The 15,797-nt window shown below is 63.6% G+C and carries 12 protein-coding genes and 2 pseudogenes; 5 read left to right on the forward strand and 9 right to left on the reverse strand.

Annotated features, from left to right (window positions below):
- The first annotated feature begins 59 nt into the window (after positions 1-59).
- The 4 genes from X771_RS156320 to X771_RS156305 all read left to right on the forward strand — a co-directional run bounded on the left by X771_RS156320 (position 60) and on the right by X771_RS156305 (position 4,567).
- Positions 60-863: a DeoR/GlpR family DNA-binding transcription regulator gene (locus X771_RS156320; RefSeq protein WP_023669662.1), complete on the forward strand. Its 804-nt coding sequence runs from the start codon at positions 60-62 to the stop codon at positions 861-863.
- Between the two features lie 48 nt (positions 864-911).
- Positions 912-1,907: a rhamnose ABC transporter substrate-binding protein gene (gene rhaS, locus X771_RS156315; RefSeq protein ID WP_023669661.1), complete on the forward strand. Its 996-nt coding sequence runs from the start codon at positions 912-914 to the stop codon at positions 1,905-1,907.
- An 84-nt stretch (positions 1,908-1,991) separates the two neighbouring features.
- Positions 1,992-3,536, forward strand: a complete 1,545-nt coding sequence (locus X771_RS156310; protein ID WP_023687396.1) for a sugar ABC transporter ATP-binding protein — start codon at positions 1,992-1,994, stop codon at positions 3,534-3,536.
- 44 nt (positions 3,537-3,580) lie between these two features.
- Entirely contained in the window at positions 3,581-4,567 is a 987-nt protein-coding gene (locus X771_RS156305; RefSeq protein ID WP_023684050.1) for an ABC transporter permease, read from the forward strand.
- A 2-nt stretch (positions 4,568-4,569) separates the two neighbouring features.
- Here the strand turns inward: X771_RS156305 and phnN are convergent, their stop codons facing one another.
- From phnN to X771_RS156270, 9 genes and pseudogenes are all read right to left on the reverse strand, one after another.
- On the reverse strand, positions 4,570-5,199 hold the full coding sequence (phnN, locus tag X771_RS156300) for a phosphonate metabolism protein/1,5-bisphosphokinase (PRPP-forming) PhnN (protein ID WP_023687397.1): 630 nt from the start codon (positions 5,197-5,199) through the stop codon (positions 4,570-4,572).
- Positions 5,196-6,350, reverse strand: coding sequence for an alpha-D-ribose 1-methylphosphonate 5-triphosphate diphosphatase (locus tag X771_RS156295; RefSeq protein ID WP_023687398.1), 1,155 nt, complete (start codon positions 6,348-6,350; stop codon positions 5,196-5,198). The genes phnN and X771_RS156295 overlap by 4 nt, the downstream gene beginning before the upstream one ends.
- Before the next feature lie 34 nt (positions 6,351-6,384).
- On the reverse strand, positions 6,385-7,092 hold the full coding sequence (locus X771_RS156290) for a DUF1045 domain-containing protein (protein WP_023687399.1): 708 nt from the start codon (positions 7,090-7,092) through the stop codon (positions 6,385-6,387).
- A 137-nt stretch (positions 7,093-7,229) separates the two neighbouring features.
- A complete protein-coding gene (gene iolB, locus X771_RS156285; protein WP_023687400.1) occupies positions 7,230-8,042 on the reverse strand; it encodes a 5-deoxy-glucuronate isomerase in 813 nt (270 codons plus the stop codon).
- A gap of 189 nt (positions 8,043-8,231) precedes the next feature.
- Positions 8,232-8,480 (reverse strand): hypothetical protein, encoded by a 249-nt coding sequence (locus tag X771_RS156280; protein ID WP_023687401.1) that lies wholly within the window; start codon positions 8,478-8,480, stop codon positions 8,232-8,234.
- Positions 8,481-8,489: 9 nt separating this feature from the next.
- On the reverse strand, positions 8,490-9,407 hold the full coding sequence (gene iolE, locus X771_RS156275) for a myo-inosose-2 dehydratase (protein WP_023687402.1): 918 nt from the start codon (positions 9,405-9,407) through the stop codon (positions 8,490-8,492).
- 149 nt (positions 9,408-9,556) lie between these two features.
- Positions 9,557-11,408 (reverse strand): annotated as a pseudogene (gene iolD, locus X771_RS01000000164835) (3D-(3,5/4)-trihydroxycyclohexane-1,2-dione acylhydrolase (decyclizing)).
- A gap of 33 nt (positions 11,409-11,441) precedes the next feature.
- Positions 11,442-13,470 (reverse strand): annotated as a pseudogene (gene iolC, locus X771_RS01000000164840) (5-dehydro-2-deoxygluconokinase).
- Positions 13,471-13,622: 152 nt separating this feature from the next.
- A complete protein-coding gene (locus X771_RS156270) occupies positions 13,623-14,468 on the reverse strand; it encodes a MurR/RpiR family transcriptional regulator (RefSeq protein WP_023672343.1) in 846 nt (281 codons plus the stop codon).
- Between the two features lie 213 nt (positions 14,469-14,681).
- Here X771_RS156270 and X771_RS156265 point away from each other — a divergent pair, with 213 nt between their 5' ends.
- On the forward strand, positions 14,682-15,791 hold the full coding sequence (locus X771_RS156265) for a Gfo/Idh/MocA family oxidoreductase (protein ID WP_023687403.1): 1,110 nt from the start codon (positions 14,682-14,684) through the stop codon (positions 15,789-15,791).
- Positions 15,792-15,797: the final 6 nt, after the last annotated feature.

Raw genomic sequence — 15,797 nt, forward strand, 5'->3', positions numbered from 1 at the left:
AGCGGAAATGATTGACACTGGTGGTTTTCTAGTGCCTCATGACCATGCAGGGAGGAACCATGCACGAAAAAGAGCGCCACAGGATCATTCTGTCCGCCGTCCAGGAAAAGCCTGTGGTGACGGTGCAGGAGATGGTCGACCTGACGGACTCCTCCGAGGCGACGATCCGGCGCGATATCGCGGCTCTTCATGTGCAAAAGCGCCTGCGTCGCGTGCGTGGCGGCGCCGAGGCGATCTCGCCACCGCAGTTCATCGGCCTCGCCGGCCGGCCCTTTTCCGTCAACGAAACGCTTAACGCTTCGCAGAAGCGCGCGATTGCGCGCGAAGCGGTGGAGCTGTGCAAGGACGGCGAACCGATCATCATCAATGGCGGCACCACCACCTTCCAGATGGTGCATTTCCTGACCGGACGCCGCATGCCGATCTTCACCAATTCGTTCCCCATCGCCGAGCACCTGCTCAAGCATTCGAAGAACACCGTCATGCTGTCGGGCGGCACCATCTACCGCGAGCAGAACATCATCCTCTCGCCCTTCGACAATGACGTGACGCGTAATTTCTACGCGCGCCGCATGTTCATGGGCGCTCAAGGGCTCGGGCCGCTTGGCCTGATGGAAGGCGACCCGCTGCTGATCCAGGCGGAGCAGAAACTGATCGACCAGGCCGACGAACTGGTGGTGCTGGTCGACTCATCGAAATTCCGCCAGCGCTCGAGCCTGATCCTGTGCGGGCTCAAGCGCATCGCCACCGTCATCACCGATGACGGCATCGAGGATCGCGAAGCCAACATGCTGGAGGCCGCGGGTGTGACGCTGATCGTCGCCCGCAAGTCGGCAAAGGAAGAATCCTCGCTGCAGGCCTGAGGCCAACCGCAGCGACGATGGAATGCAACGCTCAAGGGAGGAAATACGATGAGCTTTCTGAAGAAATTGATGGTGACGGCCGCGTTCTCGGCCGCCATGTTCGTGAATGCCGCCTATGCCGAGAACGTCAAGATCGCGCTGGTGGTGAAGTCGCTCGGCAACGGCTTCTTCGACGCCGCCAACAAGGGCGCCGAAGAGGCGGCCAAGGAACTCGGCGATGTCGACATCATCTACACCGGCCCGACCAAGGCGACCGCCGAAGCGCAGATCGAAGTGGTCAATTCGCTGATCGCGCAGAAGGTCAACGCCATTGCGATTTCGGCCAATGACGCCGACGCGCTGGTGCCGGTGCTGAAGAAGGCCATGGAGCGCGGCATCACCGTCATCTCGTGGGATTCGGGCGTCGCCAAGGAAGGCCGCCAGCTGCATCTCAACCCGTCCGACACCGGCCTGATCGGCGAGACCATCATCAAGCTGGCCGCCGACTATCTGCCGGAAGGCGGCGAAGTCGCCATTCTGTCGGCTTCGTCGACCGCGACCAACCAGAACGCCTGGATCGACGCGGCCAAGAAGATCCTGCCGGAGAAATTCCCCAAGATCAAACTCGTCGCCACCGTCTACGGCGATGACGATTCGGCCAAGAGCACCGACGAAGCCAAGGGCCTGCTGAAATCCTATCCGAACCTCAAGGCGATCATCGCGCCGACCACCGTCGGCGTCGTTGCCGCTGCCCAGGTCGTCACCGACGCGAACCTGATCGGCAAGGTCAATGTCACGGGTCTGGCGCTGCCGTCGGAGTTCAAGAAGTTCATCGACAACGGTTCCAGCCAGGCGGTTGCCCTCTGGAATCCGATCGACCTCGGCTATTCCGCCGTCTACCTCGCTCATGATCTGGCGGTGAAGAAGGAAGAGGCAAAGCCGGGCGCAACGCTGTCGATCGGCCGCGTCGGCAAGGTCACGCTCGATGACAGCAACTCGGCTGCGATGGCTCCGCCCTTCCAGTTCGACAAGTCCAACATCGAAAAGTTCTCCAAGATCTATTGATCTCGGACGTCTCGGACCAAGCGCGGCGGGACCAAAATCCCGCCGCGACTTTAAACGGACCTTGTTTCAGGGCTTGATACGGATATGGACACGACAGCCCAGCACGGCATTGCGAAGGAGGAGCCCACGGGTCCTGCCCCGCGCCTGACGCTGTCCGGCGTCTCCAAAAGCTTTCCCGGCGTGCGCGCGCTGCACAATGTCAGCCTGTCGCTTTACCCCGGCCAGGTTACGGCGCTGATCGGTGAAAACGGTGCCGGCAAGTCGACGCTGGTCAAGATCATGACCGGCATCTACCAGCCCGACGCCGGCACGATCAGCATTGACGGCCAGGCCGTCACCCTGCCCAGCGCGCATGCCGCCTTCGGCCACGGCGTCACCGCCATTCATCAGGAAACCGTGCTGTTCGACGATCTGAGCGTCGCCGAAAACATTTTTCTCGGCCATGCGCCGCGCACGCGGCTAGGCACCATCGACTGGCGCACCATGCGAAAACACGCGCGCGAAGTGCTCGACACCATGCATGCCGGCCATATCAACGCCGATGCGCGGCTGAAAGACCTCGGCATCGCCAACAAGCATCTGGTAGCGGTTGCTCGCGCGATGTCGATCGATGCGCAGATCGTCATCATGGATGAGCCGACCGCAGCCCTTTCGATGAAGGAGATCGAGGAGCTTTTCCTGCTGATCGAATTCCTCAAGGAGGAAGGCAAGGCGATCCTGTTCATCAGCCACAAGTTCGACGAGATCTATCGGATCGCCGATCGCTACACCGTGTTCCGCGACGGCGAGATGGTTGGCGAGGGCCTTATCAAGGATACCGGCCAGAGCCAGATCGTGCGCATGATGGTCGGCCGCTCGGTCGATCACATCTTTCCGCAACGCAAGGCCGAGATCGGCGCGCCGGTGCTGTCGGTCGCTGGCCTTTCGCACCCGACCGAATTCAACGACATCGGCTTCGAACTGCACAAGGGCGAGATCCTCGGTTTCTACGGCCTTGTCGGCGCCGGGCGGTCAGAGGTGATGCAGGCGATTTCAGGCATCACCCGCATATCGGGCGGCACGATAACGCTGGAAGGTAAGGTGATCACGCCGAAATCGGCGGCGGATTCCATCGAAGCCGGCATCGTCTACGTGCCGGAGGAACGCGGCAAGCAGGGCGTGGTGATCGGCCTGCCGATCTTCCAAAACGTCTCGCTTCCTTCGCTCAAGCGCACCTCCAAATCCGGCCTGCTGCGATTGTCGGACGAATTCGCGCTCGCCCACTCCTACACCGAGCGGCTAGACCTGCGCGCCTCGTCGCTGAGCCAGGATGTCGGCACGCTGTCGGGCGGCAACCAGCAGAAGGTGGTGCTGGGCAAATGGCTGGCGATGAACCCGAAGGTGATGATCCTCGATGAGCCGACGCGCGGCATCGATATCGGCGCCAAGGCCGAGATTTACGGGCTGATGCGAGCCTTGGCCGACGCCGGCGTCGCCGTGCTGATGATTTCCAGCGACATGGAAGAGGTGATCGGCGTGTCCGACCGCATCGCCGTCATGCATGAGGGCCAGATCTCGGGCATTCTCGACAAGGAACAATTCAGCCAGGAAAACGTGCTGTTGCTGGCGGTCGGCAAGCCGGCAAACTAGCGGGCTTCAGGCGATTGCCGGTCCGGCGCATTGGGGAGAAGACGATGAGCAAAAAAGATCTCGGCCTGCTGATCCTGATCCTGGTGGTCGGCGCCGTGGTGACCGCCATCAACCCGCGCTTCCTTTTGCCGATCAACCTCGCCAACACCTCGAACCTGATCGGCCTGTTCGGGATCCTCGCCATCGGCCAGGCCTTCGTCATCATCACCGGCGGCATCGAATTGTCGGTGGGGTCGCTGGTGGCGCTGCTCGGCACGCTATTCATCGATTTCATCGCTGTGCGCGACATGCCATGGCCGGTGGCGCTGCCGCTGATCCTGGTGCTGGGCGGCATCATCGGGCTGGCGCATGGCTGGCTGATCACAAGGCTGAAATTGCAGCCCTTCGTGGTGACGCTGTGCGGCCTTTTGATCTATCGCGGGGTCGCCCGTTTCTATACCGCCGACGGCACCGCCGGCTTCGCCTTCGGCCAGAATTTTCCCGAGCTCGAATTCCTCACCGCGGGCCGCAGCTATGGCGTGCCCAACAGTTTCATCGCACTGATCGTCATTTCGATCGTCATGTGGGTGGTGCTGCACCGCTCGGTGTTCGGACGCTACCTCTATGCCATCGGCAAGAACGAAGAGGCGGCTAAATATTCGGGCATCCGCACCGGCCGCGTCGTGATGGCCGCCTATGTCATCTGCGGCGTTCTGACGGCGCTGTCGGCGATCTATTTCGCCATGTACACGCGCTCGATCTCGCCGGCCAGCCACGGCCAGTTCTACGAACTCTACGCCATTGCCGCCGCCGTTCTCGGCGGCTTCTCGCTGCGCGGCGGCGAAGGCTCGCTGGTCGGCGTCATCCTGGGCACCGTGCTGCTGCAGGAGTTGCAGAACCTGGTCAATCTGCTCGGCATCCCGTCCTCGCTCAACTTCGCGGTGATGGGCGGCGTGATCCTGATCGGCGTGCTGGTCGACCAGCAATGGGGCGTGTTCCGCGCAAGGCGGCTGATGCTCGATGCCAGCCGGAAGACTGTCGCGGCGGAGTAGCGCTACATCACGCCGGATATATCCGAGAAGGCCATCGCCTTGCGCAGCACCTCGACGAAGCGTTCTCCGGCGGCTTCGCGCCGGCCGCCATTGTCGATCGAGGTGACGCCGGAGCCGGACAAAGCGATATTGGCGCTGCGGGCGAGCCGAGCCAGCACTTCGCCGCGCGATTCGCGGCCGCGCTGGGCGAGACGCTCGGCGAGGATTTCCGGCGAAGCGGTGATCTCGACGACAGCCAGATTGGCATAGCGCTCCCGCAGCACCGGGATGACTGCGCGCGAGACATTGGCCACGGCGACATGGCCATTGGCTATCGACCAGTCGACATCGGCCGGAATGCCGTAGCGCAGCCCGTGCGCCTCCCAGGAAATGGCGAAGGCGCCGTCGGCCTCGGCTTCGGCAAAGGCTGCGTCGGCCAGCGTGTCGTGATCCTCGCTTGCCGCGTCGCTCGGCCTGGTGATGACCCGGCGGACGAACTCCAGCCTCGTCTCGTCGGCAAACAAGGTGCGGGCATAGCCGATTACCGTATCCTTGCCGGCGCCGCTCGGGCCGACGACGGCGACAAACACGCCGTTGCGGAGCGGAAAGGCCTCGCTGCTGAGTTCGCGCTCGATCGACGCCAAGACCATCAGGCGACCCGGCGCCCTTGGCGCCAGACAGTGCGCACGACCGGCACATGGTCGTCGACGCGCACACGCACCAGATCGGCGCGGCGGCCCTGTTCGATGACGCCGCGGTCGTTGAGGCCGATCGCCTCGGCCGGATTCTTCGACACCATCGCAACCGCCTGCGGCAGGGAAATGCCCTCGACGACGTCGCCGAGGAAGAAGGCCGACTGGATCAGGCTGAAGGGAATGTAGTCGGACGACAATATGTCGAGCAGGCCGTCGCCGGCCAGCGTGCGGGCCGAGACATTGCCCGAATGCGAGGAGCCGCGCATGACGTTGGGCGCGCCCATCAGCACGCCGAGCCCGGCATCCTTCGAGGCCTTGGCGGCTTCCAGCGTGGTCGGGAATTCCGCGACGCGCACGCCCTGCTCGATCGCCTCGTCGACATGGCCTGATGTGGCATCGTCATGGCTCGCCAGCACAATGCCCCGCTCGTTGCAGGCGGCTGATATCGCCACCCGGTTCGGTCCCGAATTCTTCGCCGATTCCGACATCCGCTTTTCGCAGAACAATTGGAAGTCGCGATCGGTCAATTTCAGCTTGCGCTGATAGTAATGGGCGTAGGTCTCGAGATTGACGAACTGACGCTGTCCCGGCGCATGGTCCATCAGCGAGGCCAGCTTGACCCGCTCGTCGCCATCGAAATTGGCGAAAGCCCGCAAGCAATCCGGCGCCGAGACCTCGCAGCGCAGGTGCAGGAAATGGTCGGCCCGCAACCGGTCTTTCGCGACGCTGTCCTCGATCGCGCCGGCGAGCTTGCGGATGTCGTCGGAGGTAATATCCGCGTCATCGTCCATGCCGACACGCAAAGCGTCGAGCACGGTGGTGATGCCGGCGGTGGCCACCTGCGCGTCATGGGCAAGGACGGCGGCGATCGGGTTCCAGCGCACTTTCGGGCGCGGCGCATAGTGGCCTTCGAGATGGTCAGTGTGCAGCTCGACCAGGCCGGGAATGATGTAGTCGCCGCCCATGTCCTCGCCGCCCATGCTCCCCCCGGTGTGGCCGGTGCCGGCGTCGACGCCGGAGATAAAACCGTCGCGCAGCACGAGCGACCCTTCGACGATCTCGTCGGCAAGCACGATGCGGGCGTTGTGGAGAACAGTTTCGGCGGTCATTCAGGCAGTCTTTGCTTACTCGGACGAATTGCGGTCAGGCGGTTTTTCGGGCAGCGCGGCGGCCGAGCGCATGATGCGAAAGCACCATGAACGGAGCGCCCGGTTCGGTTTCGACGAACAGCGTCAGCGCATCCACCAGCACCGGCTGCTGCAGCACATCGGCGAACAGGCTGTCAATTGCCGCGCGCAGACGTTGGCTTTCCTGCGGCCCGGCCCGGCCGGACAGTGTCATGTGGAAGCGAAAGGTCTCAAACACATAGGGATAGCCCCACTGGCAGAGATTGCGGAACTCGGCCGGCTTCAGCGAATCCGGGCTGCGCCGCTCGATCTCGGCCTCGGTGAGCGGCGCGCGAAAACGGTCGAAGCTAAGCACGACATCATCGGCGAAACGGTTGAGCGGCGGCAGCGGGCCTTCCGGCAGCAAAGCGAAGAAACCATCGATCTGGCTGACGACCAGGCGCGGGATGGTGACCGTCGGCATTGCTTCGGCAAAGGCGTCCAGCGCCGCGCGCAACGAGCTTTCGGTTTCGTTGGCGGCCAACCGGAAGGGCGCTTTCAGCGTCGCATGAAAACCGTAGCGCCGCGCCGATGCGGTGTGAAAGGCGACTTCGGCCGCCGACAGCTCGCCCACCGCCTCGACCGGCCTCGCGGCGGCGCCAAAGGGGTCGCGGCCCAGCCAGTTGGCGGCGATCCGCGCCAGCGGCTCGTCCTGCCTCGGGGTGAAATAGATGGCGTAGCGCATCGAAAAAAATCCTCGTCAGCCCGCTGCCATAGGTGATTTCCATGACGGATTGACGAAGCTTATGCGAGTTTTCGAAGGCAAATCGACCCCATGGATCGTTAGCCGACGATTTTTCTTCCGGCGCAAGCGAAGGCCGATCAGGCCTTCATGAGCCATTCGTGCTCGGGCGCGTTGTGGAACTTCCACGTCCGCTTCGGCCCGGCCATGACGTTAAGGTAATAGAGGTCGTAGCCGTGACAGGCCGCGCACGGATGATAGCCCTTGGGCACCAGCACGACATCGCCGTCCTCGATCGCCATCGCCTCGTCCAGTTCGCGGGCGCCCGACTTGTCGGCGTCGGTGTAGACGCGCTGGAAGGCAAAGCCCTGCGGCGGGTTGAGGCGGTGGTAATAGGTTTCCTCAAGATAGGATTCGGCCGGCAGATTGTCCTGATCGTGCTTGTGCGGCGGGTAGCTCGATGTGTGGCCGCCGGGCGTGATGACCTCGACCACCAGCAGCGAGTCGGCGGGCTTGCCCTCGGGCAATATGTTGGTGACGTAGCGCGTGTTGGTGCCTTTGCCCCGAGTCTCCTGGCCGAGGTCGTCGGGTGCGATGACGCGAATGGGCAAGCCGCCGCCCAGGCCCGGCGCCGAGCAGACCGCGAGTTCGAGATCGGTGTCGGCGGTGACCGACCAGTCCGAACCCTCCGGGATATAGACCGACCACGGCTTGCCCTCGAAGGGCGACATGCGCTCGCCGAGCAGGCCGAGTTGCTGGCCGCTGGCCTTTGCCGTGCCCTTGCCGGTGACGAACACCAGGCAGACTTCGCGATCCTGCGTCTTGCCGGATGCGGTCTCGCCCGGCTTCAGCCGGTGCAGGTCGAAGCCGACATAGGTCCATCCGGCGCTTTTGGGCGTGACATGGGCGACGCGGCCATGGCCCTTGTCGGCTTTGACGAGCAGTTTCGACATGTTTTGTCTCCTATCGCAAGTCTTCGAGGTCGGCCTCTCAACTTCGTCATCCTAGGGCGAAGCAGGAACGAAGCTCCGTCGCGAAGACCCTAGGATGACGAAGCGAGGGACGTTCCGGCAATCACCGACGTAGGCGATACGCCAGGTGTCCAGTGTCCGACCCGCAAGCCCTTCCGAGCCGCGGCCGCTTCATTCCTTCGGTTCGGCGTCCGCCTTCGCTTCGCCGGTCTGCGGTCGATCAGGCGCAGCCTTGCTCTCCTCCACCGGCTTGTAAAGATAGAAGAACTGCCACACCGCGTAGGCGGCAAAGCCGAGCGCAATGATGCCCCAGAATGGGGTGCCGGAGGCGAATTCTATTCCGGCCCAGATCACGCAGACGGCGACGACGGCAACGCGCCGCCACAGCGGCCGGAAGAACGGGTGCTCGTAATCCTTCATCGGATCGCCTCAGGCATTGGGAAAGCCTTGCGTTTCCACGGCGTAGCCGGCAGCCGTCATCACGCGCATCAATTCCTTGTGGCCGACCTGCGCCATCTTGAGCGGCGGGTTCTTCTTCGGGTCCTGCTCGGCCTCGACGACGAACCAGCCTTCATAGCCACGGTCGGCGAAGCGCTGCACAATGGCGCCGAAATCGAGCGAACCGTCGCCGGGCACCGTGAAGGCACCGAGCGCCACGGCGTCGAGAAAGGACTGTTTCGTGCGGTCGAGCCCGTCGATCACGCCCATGCGCACATCCTTCACATGGACATGGCTGATGCGCTTGTGGTGGTTGTCGATGGCGCGCAGCACGTCGCCACCGGCAAAGGCGAGATGCCCTGCATCGAGCAGCAACGGAATGCCTTCGCCGGAATGGCGCATGAAGGCATCGAGCTCCGGCTCGGTCTCGACCACTGCTGCCATGTGATGGTGATAGGACAGCGGCATGCCTTGCTCGGCGCACCATTCGCCGAACTCGGTGAGGCGCCTGGCATAGGCCCTCATCTCGTCATTCGACAATTTCGGCTTGGTGGCGAGAGGCCTGGAGCGATCGCCCTGGATCGAGCGGCCGACCTCGCCATAGACGATGCAAGGCGCATTAACCGCCTTGAACAGGTCGATCATCGGCTGGATGCGATCCTTGTTCTTGCCCATGTCCTCATCGACCAGCGTGCCGGAGAACCAGCCGCCGCACAGCGTCACGTCGGCCTTTTTCAGGATAGGCAGCATGATTTCGGGGTCATTGGGAAAGCGGCGGCCCATTTCCATGCCGGTGAAGCCGGCCGAGCGCGACTGGCGCAGGCACTCTTCCAGCGAGACGTCGTCGCTGAGTTCGGCAAGATCGTCGTTCCACCACGCAATGGGGGACATGCCCAGTTTGGCTTTCAAGTTTTAGCTCCGGTCTCTTGTTCACCCTCCCCCTTGTGGGGAGGGTCGCTGCGAAGCAGCGGGGTGGGGGGTGCGGCGCCAGACCCCCACCCGGACCTGCGGTCCGACCTCCTCACAAGGGGGAGGTAGGGGGCAGCGCTGACTTAGCATCAATCGCCGATTGTCTGCATCTGCCGCTTTTCGTCATAGGCTTTGCGCGCTGCGTTGACCTGCGGCCGTGCGGAGACTTCCGGCACCGCGACATCCCACCAATGGCCGCCGGCATCGGTGGAAATCAGCGGGTCGGTGTCGATGACCAACACGGTGGTGCGGTCGTTGGTTTTCGACTTTTGCAGCGCAGTCTCCAGGCCGGTGATCGACGGCACCTTCTCGGCAATAGCGCCCATGCTCGCCGCATGCGCGGCGAAGTCGATGTCGGGCAGGATCTCGTGGCGCGCGTCCTTCAGGAGGTTGTTGAAGTTGGCGCCGCCGGTGGCCATCTGCAGCCGGTTGATGCAGCCATAACCCCTGTTGTCGAGCACCACGATGGTCAGCTTCAGGCCAAGCATCACCGACGTGGCGATTTCGGAATTCATCATGAGGTAGGAGCCGTCCCCGACCATGACGACGACCTCCTGGTCGGGCTTGGCCATCTTGGCGCCGAGCCCGCCGGCAATCTCGTAGCCCATGGTCGAGAAGCCATATTCGCCATGGTACGAGCCGGGCGCGCCTGCCTGCCAGAGCTTGTGCAACTCGCCCGGCAGGCCGCCCGACGCGTTCAGCAAGGTCACGCCGGACCCCAGCGCGCGCTGCACGGCGCCGATCACCTGCGCGTCCGACGGGAAGGCGGCGTTGGTCGACGCCGTCACCTTGGAGGCTTCGGCCTGCCAAGCCTTCTTGCCTTGGGTCGCATTGTCGGTCCATGTCGCCGGTGCTTTCCAGTTCCCCAGCGCAGCACCGAGTTCGGCGAGCCCTTCGGCCGCATCGGCGACCAGCGGCAGCGCACGATGCTTGCCGGCATCGAAAGGCTGCACGTTGAGTCCGATGATGGTCTTGCCGGAATTCTTGAACAGCGCCCATGAGCCGGTGGTGAAATCCTGCAGGCGGGTGCCGATCGCCAGCACGACATCGGCCTCTTCCGCCAGCCGGTTGGCCGCGGACGTGCCGGTGACGCCGACTGCCGCCATGTTGACCGGATGTGTGTCGGGCAGCGAGGATTTGCCGCCTTGCGTCTCGCAGACCGGAATGCCGGCGCTCTCGGCGAATTTCGCCAGTTCATCCGAAGCCTGCGAATACAGCACGCCGCCGCCGGCGATGATCAGCGGTTTTTTCGCACCCTTCAGCGCGGTGACCGCCGCCGCCAATTCATGCCGGTCCGGACGCGGCCGGCGCTGGTGCCAGACACGCTCGGCGAAAAAGCTCTTGGGATAGTCATAGGCCTCGGCCTGCACGTCCTGGCAGAGCGACAGCGTCACCGGGCCGCATTCCGCGGGATCGGTCAGCACCTGCATGGTCCGCGCCAATGCCGGGATGATCTGCTCGGGACGGGTGATGCGGTCGAAATAGCGCGACACCGGACGGAAGCAGTCATTGACCGTCGCGGTGCCGTCGGAAAAGTCCTCGGCCTGCTGCAGCACCGGATCGGGGATGCGGTTGGCGAAGACATCGCCCGGCAAAAACAGGACGGGCAACCTGTTTACGTGGGCGAGCGCCGCCGCCGTCACCATGTTGAGCGCACCGGGGCCGATCGAAGAGGTCGCGGCCATGAAGCGGCGGCGGAAATTGGCCTTGCCATAGGCGATCGCCGCATGCGCCATCGCCTGCTCATTGTGGGCGCGGAAGGTCGGCAATTCGTCGCGCAGCTGGTACAGCGCCTCGCCGATGCCGGCGACATTGCCGTGACCGAAGATCGCCCACACACCGCCGAAGATGGGCACTCTTCTGCCGTCGATCTCGGNTCATCTGCTTGCTCAGAAAGCGGGTCAGCGCCTGCGCCATCGTCAGGCGGATTGTCTTGCTCATGGTGTTTTCCTCCGCAGTCCTCTTGCCGCGCCTTTATGCTGCTTTACGGCCACGCGCGGCAAGCCACGCTTCGGTCAACTGTTCGAAGCGCGCGGCCATGTCGGCGATAGCCTCGTCATCCGTCATCTTGCCCGCCAGCCATTGTTCGGCGGCGTGGACGAAGATGGTGCGGCCGACAGCAAAACCCTTGACGATCGGCGCCTTGGCGGTGGCGGCAAAGGCCGCTTCCAGTTCGTCCTGCGGCGCTTCGAGACCCAGCAGCACGACGCCACGACACCAGGGATCGTGCTTCAAGATCACCGCTTCGATCTTGGCCCAGGCGCCGGCCGACGCCTGCGGTTCGAGCTTCCACCAGTCCGGCTTGATGCCAAGCGCATAGAGTTCTTCCAGGGCGCGCGGGATGGTCGTTTCGTCGAGCTTGCCGTGCTTGCCGGCGATGATCTCGACCAGAAGCTCCCGGCCGACCTTCCGCGCGGCTTCGAACAGCGAGCGCAGCTTCTGCTGCTGCTCTTCCTTGAGCGCTGCCGGATCGTCGGGGTGATAGAAGCACAGGCATTTGATGCAGTGGTCGACCGGCCATTCCACCAGTTGCGAGCCGATGTCCTGCGAGAACTCGAAGCGCAGCGGCCGCGAGCCCGGCAGTTCGACGGGACGGCCGAGCCAGGCAAAGGGGTGGCGGGCGAATTCGAACATCGCTTCGCGGCCATGCTTCTCATCGATCAGCATGCCATAGCCGTCGCGGCCGGCGGCGACTTTTACCGCGGCCTTGACCGCCAGCACCTTGAAGTCGCGGATGCGCGCCGGGTCGGCGCCGGTCCTGGCGGCGACGTCCTCGAGCTGCACACGGTGGTCGCAGGCGAGCGCCATCATGGAGGGGATGTCGCGGCGGCGGGTCGTCGCCCAATGGATGTGGCTGATCGCCTCGTCCTTGCGCAAAGCGAGGTGCTTGCTGCCGTTCCTGAGGAAGAACTGCAGCTCCTCGAAGGTCGGATATTCCGGCGCGCAGAGCAGCCGCGACACGGCGAAGGCGCCGCAGGCATTGGCCCAGGTCGCCGCCGTTGCCAGGTTTTCGCCACCGAGCCAGCCGCGCAGAAAACCGGACATGAAGGCATCACCCGCGCCGAGCACATAGATCGGAAGAGCACACGTCTNTTGCCAGGTTTTCGCCACCGAGCCAGCCGCGCAGAAAACCGGACATGAAGGCATCACCCGCGCCGAGCACATTGTAGATCTCGATCGGAAAGCCCTTGCCGACGATACCGTCTTCCAGATCGTCGCTGACCGGCCCGTCATAGACGATGCAGCCCATGGCGCCGCGCTTCAGTACGATGGTTGCCTTGGACAGCGCGCGGATCGTCTTCAGCGCGCTCAGGCAATCGTCGGCGCCCGAGGCGATCATGATCTCTTCCTCGGTGCCGACGATGAGGTCGCAATCGGGCAGCACCGTCTTCAGCTGGGCTGAGACGCGGTCGGATTTGACATAGCGCTCAAAACCTTCGGCATGGCCGGCGAGGCCCCAGAGGTTGGGGCGGTAGTCGATGTCGAACACCACCTTGCCGCCCCTGGCCTTGATGATGCGGATCGCCTTGCGCTGGGCGGCGTCGCTGTTGGGCCGGGAAAAATGCGTGCCGGTGACGACGATGGAACGGGCCGAGGCGATGAAGGCTTCATCGATGTCTTCTTCGGCGAGCGCCATGTCGGCGCAGTCGCTGCGATAAAAGATCATTGGCGAGACGCCTTCGCTCTCGACCGAAAGCAGCACCAGGGCCGTCAGCCGTTCCTGGTCGGTCTTGAGCCCATCGACATTGACGCCTTCGCGCCTGAGCTGCTCGCGGATGAAGCGGCCCATCTGCTCGTCGCCGACGCGGGTGAGCAGCGCCGAGCGCAGGCCTAGTCTCGCCGTGCCAACCGAGATGTTGGCCGGGCAGCCGCCGACCGATTTGGCGAAGGAGGTGATGTCCTCCAGCCGCGAGCCGATCTGCTGGCCGTAAAGGTCGACGGAAGCGCGACCGATGGTGATGACATCGAGCGTCGCCTGTTTGGCGTCCATGGCTTCGCTCATTGGAACCTCCCGTCGGTCTTGTTGTCTTGAGCAACGTAGTTGGGGGACACGCGCGAGCGGCAGCGTGGCGCCGGGAATATGAAATAATAATTCCAATCCATAGTCAATATGGAATGAGCATTCCTCCGCGAATTCGAGCGCCGGGCGCCGGCCTAGGCCTTACGCTTCTTTCCGGTGCTGCGCCGCTTCTCGCCGACGCCGACGGTGAGCGCCATGGCCAGCGCCATGGTGGCCGACAGCGAGCGGAAGCCGGCGAAATCGGCCTCGGCGACCTCGAACCAGACCTTGGCGAACTGGGCGAGTGGCGAAAACGAACTGTCGGTGATGGCGACGATCGGCACGCCCTGTTCGGAAATGGTGCGGGCCTCCTCGATGGTGGCCGGTGCGTAGGGCGAGAAGCTGATGGCGATGACGGCGTCCGCCGGGGTGGCGAAGGCGACCATTTCGGCATTGAGGCCGGCGGCGGATTCGATCAGCTGGTTGCGGATCTTCAGTTTGCCCAGCGCATAGGCGATGTAGCTCGCCACCGGATAGGAGCGGCGCTTGGCCAGGACATAGATGGTCTCGGCCTTGGCCAGCAGCGCAATTGCGTCTTCCAGATGGGCCTCGTCCAGCGAGCGTGAGATGTCGTTGAGCGAAGTGCTGGCGGCGGCGACGAAGCCGTCGAAGATGGCGCGGTGTCCAGCACCCGCATCGGCCTTGGCGCGCAGCGCCTGCAGGCGTTCGTCATAAGAGGAATTGCGCTCGCGCAGCCGCTCGCGAAACACCTGCTGCAGGCTGGTGAAGCCGTCGAAGCCTAGTTGCTGGGCAAAGCGGATCAAGGTGGACGGCTGCACGCCCGCCGAAGCGGCGATGCTGGCGGCGGTGCCGAAGGCGATGTCATCGGGATTGTCGAGCGCATAGGCGGCGATCTGGGCGATGCGCTTGGGCAAGGTTTCACGGCGATCGAGGATCGTGGCGCGCAGCGTCTCGAAGTCGCGAGGTACCCGTTCGTCCATCGTCGCCCCGTCCAAGCTCATCTAGAGCATGATGCCGAAAAGTGTGCAGCGGTTTTCGGACGACATCATGCTCTCTTTAACTCAAGTGACGTCCTCTCTGCCCCATCATAGCGAGCCTGCGCAAGAAGGCCATAAAAAATGAGGCAGACATTCCATTCGGAGAAGAAATGGACTAATTCATCCATCGATCGCTTCAGGTATTGGGAGAAAGAAATGGTCGGCGTTGGTCTTATCGGCACGGGTTTCATGGGCAAATGCCACGCCATTGCGTGGAGCGCCGTCGGCGCCGTCTTTCCCGATGTCGCCAAGCCGAAGCTGGTCCATCTCGGCGAGGTCAACGAGGAGCTGGCCAAGCGCAAGGCCGGTGAGTTCGGCTTCGCCAAGGCGTCGGGCGACTGGCGTGCCGTCGTCAACGACCCCGAGGTCGATATCGTCTCGCTGACCACGCCCAATCAGTTCCATCCGGAGATGGCCATCGCTATTCTCGAAGCCGGCAAACATCTGTGGTGCGAGAAGCCGATGGCGCCGAGCTTTGCCGAAGCAGCGGCGATGGCGGCCGCGGCGAAGAAGTCCGGCAAGGTCGCAGCGCTTGGTTACAACTACATACAGAGCCCGGCCATCCGCCACATCGGCGCGCTGCTCGAGGAAAAGATCATCGGCGAGGTCAACCATCTGCGCATCGAGATGGACGAGGACTTCATGGCCGACCCCGAAGCGCTGTTCTTCTGGAAGCATGAGGCCGCATCCGGCTATGGCGCGCTCGACGATTTCGCCGTGCATCCGCTGTCGCTGGTCTCGACGCTGTTCGGCCGCGTCGCAAAAGTCATCTGCGACATGGCCAAACCCTATGTCGACCGCAAGCTGGCCAGCGGCGGCCGCCGTGCGGTGGAGACCTACGACATCGCCAGCGTTTTGATGCATCTGGAAAACGGCATTGCCGGCACGCTGCTGGTCAACCGCTCGGCCTGGGGCCGCAAGGGCCGCATCGCCATACAGATTTTCGGCTCCAAGGGATCGATCCTGTTCGACCAGGAGAGGATGAACGAAATCCAGCTCTACGTCACCGCCGATCGCCCGACCGAACAGGGCTACCGCACCATATTGGTGGCGCCGCACCACAAGCCTTACGACGCCTTCCTCCCGGCGCCGGGCCATGGGCTCGGTTTCAACGACCTCAAGATCATCGAGTGCCACGAATTGCTGACGCGGCTTGCCGGCAAGCCGGCACGGGTCATCGAATTTGCCGAAGGGCTGGAGATCGAGCGCACCGTGCACGCGATGGCGAGGTCGTTCGAGGAAGAGCGCTGGGTGGATGTGCGGTAAACCCGC

Source organism: Mesorhizobium sp. LSJC269B00 (assembly GCF_000502815.1).
In the GTDB taxonomy this organism is placed as follows: Bacteria; Pseudomonadota; Alphaproteobacteria; order Rhizobiales; family Rhizobiaceae; genus Mesorhizobium.

Bases quoted from the DNA above. Each gene is read 5' to 3' on its own strand.
- X771_RS156320 (WP_023669662.1), top strand. From the start codon at position 60: ATGCACGAAAAAGAGCGCCACAGGATCATTCTGTCCGCCGTCCAGGAA.
- rhaS (WP_023669661.1), top strand. From the start codon at position 912: ATGAGCTTTCTGAAGAAATTGATGGTGACGGCCGCGTTCTCGGCCGCC.
- X771_RS156310 (WP_023687396.1), top strand. From the start codon at position 1,992: ATGGACACGACAGCCCAGCACGGCATTGCGAAGGAGGAGCCCACGGGT.
- X771_RS156305 (WP_023684050.1), top strand. From the start codon at position 3,581: ATGAGCAAAAAAGATCTCGGCCTGCTGATCCTGATCCTGGTGGTCGGC.
- X771_RS156295 (WP_023687398.1), bottom strand. From the start codon at position 6,350: ATGACCGCCGAAACTGTTCTCCACAACGCCCGCATCGTGCTTGCCGAC.
- X771_RS156290 (WP_023687399.1), bottom strand. From the start codon at position 7,092: ATGCGCTACGCCATCTATTTCACCCCGAGGCAGGACGAGCCGCTGGCG.
- iolB (WP_023687400.1), bottom strand. From the start codon at position 8,042: ATGTCGAAACTGCTCGTCAAAGCCGACAAGGGCCATGGCCGCGTCGCC.
- X771_RS156280 (WP_023687401.1), bottom strand. From the start codon at position 8,480: ATGAAGGATTACGAGCACCCGTTCTTCCGGCCGCTGTGGCGGCGCGTT.
- X771_RS156270 (WP_023672343.1), bottom strand. From the start codon at position 14,468: ATGGACGAACGGGTACCTCGCGACTTCGAGACGCTGCGCGCCACGATC.
- X771_RS156265 (WP_023687403.1), top strand. From the start codon at position 14,682: ATGGTCGGCGTTGGTCTTATCGGCACGGGTTTCATGGGCAAATGCCAC.